The organism is Achromobacter xylosoxidans, from assembly GCF_002192695.1.
In the GTDB taxonomy this organism is placed as follows: domain Bacteria; phylum Pseudomonadota; class Gammaproteobacteria; order Burkholderiales; family Burkholderiaceae_B; genus Achromobacter; species Achromobacter xylosoxidans_C.
Genome location: NZ_MTLG01000119.1, coordinates 39644 through 46803 on the forward strand (window position 1 = coordinate 39644; position 7160 = coordinate 46803).

At 59.6% G+C, this 7160-nt stretch carries 6 protein-coding genes; 2 read left to right on the forward strand and 4 right to left on the reverse strand.

Annotated features, from left to right (window positions below):
• The first annotated feature begins 7 nt into the window (after positions 1-7).
• Together BRO63_RS29870 and BRO63_RS29875 are read left to right on the forward strand one after the other, a co-directional pair.
• Positions 8-1960: a PhoX family protein gene (locus BRO63_RS29870; RefSeq protein ID WP_088159612.1), complete on the forward strand. Its 1953-nt coding sequence runs from the start codon at positions 8-10 to the stop codon at positions 1958-1960.
• A 192-nt stretch (positions 1961-2152) separates the two neighbouring features.
• Complete coding sequence (locus BRO63_RS29875) at positions 2153-2632, forward strand: ArsR/SmtB family transcription factor (RefSeq protein WP_231690636.1); 480 nt, start codon at positions 2153-2155, stop codon at positions 2630-2632.
• Here BRO63_RS29875 and moaA read toward each other — a convergent pair.
• Genes moaA through BRO63_RS29895 form a run of 4 tightly spaced genes read right to left on the reverse strand, consistent with a single transcriptional unit; the run spans position 2629 to position 7117 of the window.
• A complete protein-coding gene (gene moaA, locus BRO63_RS29880; RefSeq protein WP_081247806.1) occupies positions 2629-3723 on the reverse strand; it encodes a GTP 3',8-cyclase MoaA in 1095 nt (364 codons plus the stop codon). The genes BRO63_RS29875 and moaA overlap by 4 nt on opposite strands.
• An 8-nt stretch (positions 3724-3731) precedes the next feature.
• Positions 3732-4061, reverse strand: coding sequence for a c-type cytochrome (locus BRO63_RS29885; protein ID WP_006224616.1), 330 nt, complete (start codon positions 4059-4061; stop codon positions 3732-3734).
• A gap of 27 nt (positions 4062-4088) precedes the next feature.
• A complete protein-coding gene (locus tag BRO63_RS29890) occupies positions 4089-6572 on the reverse strand; it encodes an arsenate reductase (azurin) large subunit (RefSeq protein WP_006221920.1) in 2484 nt (827 codons plus the stop codon).
• A 14-nt stretch (positions 6573-6586) separates the two neighbouring features.
• Positions 6587-7117, reverse strand: coding sequence for an arsenate reductase (azurin) small subunit (locus tag BRO63_RS29895; protein ID WP_006221921.1), 531 nt, complete (start codon positions 7115-7117; stop codon positions 6587-6589).
• Positions 7118-7160: the final 43 nt, after the last annotated feature.

Here is a 7160-nt window from a genome sequence, read left to right on the forward strand (position 1 = left end):
GTGCTTTATTTTCCGTTTTCTGAGACGACCCCTCTATGGCTTGGGTGACCCGCTCGCTGAGGGGGTGCTTGCCTACAAGAACGATGGCACGGACAACGATTTCGACAAGCGTGCTGGTGACCACCACGATGGCATGGAATGGTTCGGCCTTGGTGCTGACAACCGGCCGTCGGCAAGCTCGACGGATCGCGGGCTGCTGGCGGTCAACCATGAGGCCACGACGAACGAAGGGCTCAGTTCGTTCTTCCTGCATGCAAATGGGGGCACGAATACGCTACCCCGGCCAGCCGCCGAGGTTGACAAGGAGATCGCCATTCATGGAGTGTCGGTTGTCGAGGTAAAGAAAGCCGGCAATGCCTGGGGTACGGTTCCCGATTCGTTGTTCAATTTCAGGCTCACGGCGCTTTCCGAAGTCGAGATCGCCGGCCCCGCCCGAGGTAACCCGCTGCTGGTGACGAAGTACTCGCCCGACGCGACGCGTACGCGCGGCACGCTCAACAACTGCGGCACGGGAAAGACCCCTTGGGGCACCTTTCTGACTGGCGAGGAAAACTGGTACGGCTATTTCACGCGAGACGCTGCGGACGATGCCGCCCGCGGGAATGACAAATCTGTCACCTCGCTTCGGCGCTATGGACGCAATCAAGGCGCTGCGTCGCGCCACGGTTGGGAATCGGCCGGCGCGGACGATCGATATGCTCGCTGGATAATCAGCCAGTCTGGCGCGTCGGCTGACGGTAGCGATGACTACCGCAACGAGATGAACGGCCAGGGCTACGTCGTCGAGGTGGATGCTTACGACCGCAGCAGAAAGGCGAAAAAGCGCTCGGCTTTGGGCCGGTTTGCCCATGAATCGGCCGCTTTCCGCACGGCAGTCGCGGGTCAACCGATCATCGTATATATGGGCGACGACGCTCGTGGCGAGTACCTCTACAAGTGGGTCTCGTCGGCCAATTGGGATCCCGCGGACGCAGACGCGATCAGTCGTATCTCTGTGGGCGACAAGTACCTTGATAACGGCACACTATTTGCGGCCCAGTTCTCAGAAGATGGCACCGGCTCGTGGTTGGAACTGTCGATGCAGAACTCGGCGGTCAGCGGGTATGCGACCTACCCCTTTTCCGATCAGGCCGATGTGGCGGTCAATGCCCGGTTGGCGGCCGATGCCGCCGGTGCAACTAAGATGGATCGGCCCGAATGGTGTGGCGTGAACCCCGCGAACGGCGAACTCTATTGCACGTTGACGAACAACAGCAGCCGCCGCGTTGATCCCACCGGCTCGCAGTATGAGCCCGACTCCGCCAATCCTCGCGTGTACACCGATATGAAGGGTGGCGCTAGCCAGTCTGGCAACCCCAACGGACACATCATTCGTATCAAGGAATTGGCAGCGGCCGGTGATGGCGATCGCTTCGAATGGGATGTGTACCTGTTCGGCGCGCAAGCCGACGCCGATGTCACGACCGTAAACCTGTCCAGTCTTACCGATGACCAGGACTTTTCAAGCCCGGATGGTCTGGTGTTCAGTGCGGTAACGGGTCTGTGCTGGCTGCAGACCGATGACGGCGCCTACACCGACGTGACCAACTGCATGATGTTGGCCGCGCGCCCCGGGCAGGTTGGTGATGGGGCGAAGAAATCCCTGGCGTATCCCGAGGGGGACGGCAGCACGCTTACGGTGGATACCTATGTCGGTAAGCCGCCAGCGCCAGAGCAGCTCAAGCGCTTTCTGGTGGGTCCGGTTGGATGCGAAATTACGGGATTCTGCGAAACCCCTGATGGCAAGGCCATTTTTGTCAACATCCAACATCCTGGCGAAAACACGGACCAAGCCAACCTCGCTGATCCTTCCAAGTACACCAGCCAATGGCCAAGCAATGCTGGGTATGGAGCGGGCAAACGACCCCGCTCCGCGACGATCGTGATTACGAAGGATGACGGCGGCCGTATCGGAACCTGATACCCAAAACCATAAGTAGGGCCAACATCGTCGATTCGTCGACGACTTTGCGGGGCGATGCTGGGGGGCTGGCACTCGCCCCAATTTTTTTGCGGCGGCCGCTTTAGCATGTCAGATGTTGCTGACACTAATCTGTCATCTATGCGATATAGTCTGTCCGGATATACAGAACTACCGACTTATCGAATTTCCATGCCCATCGCCAGCACGTCCACGCCTTCCCCAGCGGTTGCCAGCCATTTCAACCCGGATTTACCTCGGGACGGAGTGTCTTTCCAGCACGCGCTAAGCGCATTCCACGCCCTTTCTCAGCCAACGCGGCTCGAGATTTTTCGCCTTTTGATGGCGCGCGAGCCGGAAGGGGTGCCTGCGGGCGCCATCGCGGAAATGGTGGAGGGCCCCCACAACACGGTGTCGCAGCATCTGTCGGTGCTTGCCCGCGCGGGCTTGATCTGGGGAGACCGCCAGGGGCGAAGCATCATATATCGTGCCGACGTAGGCGTCATGGGCTCGTTGATGTCGTTCATGTTGACCGATTGCTGCCATGGCCACCCCGAGGCGTGCGCGCCGGTCATCGCTGCGCTGGCGGGTCACTGCGACTGCGACATCATCCCGAATAAGAAGCCGCTTCGTGGCGCCAAGAAAAATGCTGGCGCCTCGGCGGCTACCTAGCCGCCGATGTAGCTCATCTCGATCTTGTGTTGGCGTGGTTGTGACGTTCGAACCTCTGAGTATCGATCGTTGCGGGATCGCCACCGCTCAGCCAAGCCGTTGATCAGCATTTGTGGATTCGACTCCGACCTCAATTGCAAACGTATGTCATCGCCTTGTTCGGCAAACAGACAGGTATAGAGCTTGCCGTCGGCCGAGAGCCTTGCCCTTGAGCAATCGCCGCAGAATGGGTGGCTGACGCTAGAAATCAAACCGATTTCTCCTTGACCGTCTTGGTAAGCCCAGCGGCGGGCGACTTCGCCGCGCACCGTAGGCGCCAAGGGTGTCAACGGGAAAACGGCATGTATTCTCTTTAGGACTTCGTCGGACGGCAGGACGGCCGAGGCATTCCAACCGTTGGTCGCACCGACATCCATGAATTCGATGAAGCGCAGCGCGTGCGCGGTTCCGCGAAAGCGCCGGGCCATCGGCAGGATCTGATCGTCATTCACACCACGGTGCACCACCATATTTATCTTGATGTGCGGGATGCCCGCAGCCTGGGCTGCGGCTATACCCGCCAATACATCATCCACGGAAGCAGTCGTGTCCGCGACCCGCGCAAAGATGGACGGCGAAAGCGCGTCAAGGCTGACGTTCAGACGCCGCAACCCGGCGGCGGCCAGCCCCCGGGCCTTGCGTGCCAATAAAGACCCGTTGGTGGTCATGGCCAGATCAATCGGCGCGCCGGACGGCGTACGCAACGCCGCCAGTCGCGCAATAAGATGCTCCACGTCTTTGCGCAGCAGCGGTTCACCCCCGCTGACCCTGACCTTACGTACGCCCAGGCTGATGAAGGCGCTTGCGACTCTCTCAATCTCATCAAAAGTCAGCAGCTCTTCGCGGCGCAGGAATGAATGATCCGCGCCGAACTGATCTCGGGGCATACAGTAGGTGCAACGAAAATTGCACTGGTCTATGACCGAAATGCGCAAGTCATGCAGAGGCCGACCGTGCCGGTCTTCGGGCGGGCCGTCCATGCCTGACGAGGCGGTCGATGTTGACCGTAGCGAAGGAGATTTGCGGCGATCCAAAAGTGGAGCTTCGATCATGTTCTGCGTCAGCCTGGCGCGCCGGCAAGTATCCAGTCGACGACCTTTTTCGCGTCCTCGGCTGAAATTCCGGGGTTCGGCGGCATCGGCACAGGTCCCCAGGTGCCCGCACTGCCATTCTTGATTTTCCCTAGCAGCAGGGCAGCGGCGCCGGGTTCGTCCTTGAACTTGGCGCCCACGTCCTTGTATGAGGGGCCGACGACCTTGCGGTCAACCGCGTGGCACGCCAGGCAATTGTTCTTGGTCAAGATCGCTTGGATTGTGGCGTCCGGGGCCGCAACACAGGTCAGGCTGGCGGATGCCAACCCAACCGACACGAACAGCTTGGTGATACGCATGAGGGGCAATGCTCCTTTTGTTGAAAATCAGCCCAGGGTGAATCGGCGGCTCTTGAAACTGATGGTGTTCCGGAACTCCTCGACGGAGCCAACTTTCCGGATATTCCCCCAGGTGCCTTTGTAGTAAGGAATGATGTTGCGGTCGGTCCATTCGGTCGTGACGTCGCCTTGGATTCCGTTGACGTAGCCGAACATCATGAACGTCTGGCCGCGCTTTATTTCAGGCACCGGGTACACCATCGCGTAGGTGGAGCCGTAGTCGTTGTAGACCTCGACCACGTCTGAAGCCTCCACGCCTAGGTCCTGGCAATCGGCAGGGTTGATCTCGATGTACGCCATCGGATAACGGTCTTGCGCAAAGCTGTTGTACTGATCGTGATAGGCCGTTTGCCAGATCTCGTTATTGCGGCCGTTGTTCAACCAGAACTTGTATATCTTCTTTTGGGCGACCACGGGCTCGGGCAGGCCTTTCCACTGCGCCGGCTTGAAGTGAGCTTTTCCGTCGGCGGTGTCGAACTTACCGTCCGTGTAGAGCATTTCGGTGCCTTTGAGCTTCCCATCCGCGTAGGCCTGAACGGGTAACTGAACGCCGTTATTGCCGGCGGCGAGCAACCGTTCGTACGTGACCAGGTGACCGGTATCGCCGCCTTGGCTGTCAATCTTCGGCGCGTCCTTCTGGCCCGCCCGACGAAACCCATCATTGAACGCATCCTCTTCCGTCTTCCAGTCGAATCCGGCGAAACGTTGCGCCATCTTGCTGTTGCCTTCCTTCTCGTACATGGCTTTCAGCGTGTTGGCGATTCGCGCGGCGATCAGGCAGTCCGCTTGCGCTTCCCCGGGCGGGTCCGTGAACTTTTGCGACAGGCGAATGCGCCGCTCGCCATTCATGGACGTCAGGTTCGTTTCGCCCGGGTGCGCCGCTGGAAGCAGCAGATGGGCAGCCTCGGCCAGTTTGGTTGGATAGAGATTGATGCTTGCAACAAACAATCCGCCTCGTTGCGTGGCCGCATAGATGATGTCGACCATCTCTTCGGTTGAAGCGCCGCGCGCTTTCTGCATGGCTTCCTTCACGATGGCGGATCGCTTGAGCACCGCCTCTCGGAGCGCTTGCGCGTTATTGCTGGTCTGGAAGTTGTTGGACCCCCACCAGGTCATCATCCTGCCCTTGCCTTTGATGAGTTCCTGGTCAATGTAGATTTTCTTGTCGCCAGGGTAGGGGGGCCTGGCATAACCCTCTTGGTGCCCACCCATGCGTACACATCCGGTGCCACGGCGCCCCACGTTGTGCGTGGCGATGACCAGATCCAGCAACGCCGACTGAATGACGTAGTTGTCGTTGCCCCAGATGATGCCTTTTTCGTAGGCATGCATGGTGCGCGGAAGCTGCCCTGTCTTCTTCGGCTTGTACGACCACTCCGCCGCCTTCTTCAGGTCGTCGACCGGTACGCCCGTGATCTTGCTGCATTCCTCCAGGGGCATGCGATTCGTGTTGACGGCCTCATCAAATCCCGCCGTGTGCGTCTTGATGAACGGCTTGTCCACCCAGCCCTGTTCAACTACGTAGGTGAACAGCCCGTTGAACAGCGCGATGTCAGTGCCAGGTTCGATCGCCAGATGCAGCACCCGATCTTTTCCGGCAATTTGGCGGGCGATCGCGATGGAAGGCGTGTCGCGAGGGTCCACGAAGACGATGCGGGTATCCGGGAGCTCTTCGCCTGCGAAGCGCGCCTTTTTCTTTTCGACCGTCTGCCCATACAGATTGGGGATCCAGTGATTCAGGAAGTAGTTGGTCTGGGATTCGTAAGGATTATTTCCAATCGACCACAGCACGTCGGCAAGCTCGGCGTCTTCGTAGGCATTGTTGAGCTCGCCGATGCCCATCTCGCGCGTAGCATGGCATTCCGAGTTGTAGGCTGGACGATTGTGGATACGGACCATTGGCGTCTGGAGCGCGGTGAACATCAGCTTGCCCGTGCCCCAGGTGTTTTCGAAGCCTCCGCCAGCCCCACCGTGGTCGAAACAGGAGAACACAATGCCCTCGGGGCCATCGGTATCCAGTACCTTCTTCAGCAGGCCGGCGTACAGTGCCAAGGCGTTGTCCCACGGAACGTCCACCCATTGGTCGGCGGCATACATGCGCGGCTGTTTCAGGCGCGCCTTGCCATCGCCATCGGGCGTGTACATATAGCTGGCCATCCGGCCGCCACGGGTCGAACTCAAGCCGCTGTTGACCACGCATTCCTTGTCCGGAACGATCATGATGTTGTGACGCGAGCCATCCCGCTGCGTGATTACGTTGGTCATCGCCGGGGTAAGCGTCAACGCGAAAGGCGGTAGCTGCTGACGAAAGTCCTGGCCCAGCGCATTCTCCTCGGGTGCCCGGCCTCCCTCGCTTTGCTCCGGCCATTTGTAAACGTGGTACCCACAGCCGACGATACAGAAGTGGCACGTCATATTCGTGCGCGCGGCATCCTTCGGCGGCAAGGTGATGCGGTCTTTGGGTGCGGACATGAGCGTCTCCCGACTTACAGAATGTTGGCCTGGCGGCCGTAGATCAAGCCTTCGACCCCAACCGCGGATATCGCGTCCGAACTGGCGTCATAGCGCAGCAGAATCCGTGGGAGGTTTTCGGTGGCTTGCCCGCAGATCATCTGGCCTGCCTTCTCGGCGTCAAACTCGCTGAAGTGGCACGGGCACTTGAACGTTTTTGTTTTGTTGTCGAAAACTGTGGGGCAGCCCATATGCGTGCACATCGTGCTGTACGCGACGATGTCGTGGTCAGGGCCAACGCCGCCGGGAACGGGATGCCCGAGCTTCACAGCGGTACACGGCGAGGCATTGTCGGGATAGGCGAACTGCAGGGGCGTGTCGGCCGTGAGCTTCTGCGCGACGGCGATGGACTTCACGGGGTAGGGCAGCGTGGTTCCTGTGTGCGGCGCCGTGGCCGGTTGGGCTTGGGCGGGCATGATCGGGATGAGTGTTGCGGCAGCAACAGCACCGCCCGTTCCGCTCAACTTGAGGAATCCGCGCCGGGTAAGGATTTGTGGCTCTGACATGTCGATATTTCCTATTGAAACGAAATGACGGCTTCAGTACTCT

Excerpts from the sequence above, each read along its gene's own strand:
- BRO63_RS29875 (WP_231690636.1), top strand. The coding sequence starts at position 2,153 with ATGCCCATCGCCAGCACGTCCACGCCTTCCCCAGCGGTTGCCAGCCAT.
- moaA (WP_081247806.1), bottom strand. The coding sequence starts at position 3,723 with ATGATCGAAGCTCCACTTTTGGATCGCCGCAAATCTCCTTCGCTACGG.
- BRO63_RS29895 (WP_006221921.1), bottom strand. The coding sequence starts at position 7,117 with ATGTCAGAGCCACAAATCCTTACCCGGCGCGGATTCCTCAAGTTGAGC.
- BRO63_RS29890 (WP_006221920.1), bottom strand. The coding sequence starts at position 6,572 with ATGTCCGCACCCAAAGACCGCATCACCTTGCCGCCGAAGGATGCCGCG.
- BRO63_RS29885 (WP_006224616.1), bottom strand. The coding sequence starts at position 4,061 with ATGCGTATCACCAAGCTGTTCGTGTCGGTTGGGTTGGCATCCGCCAGC.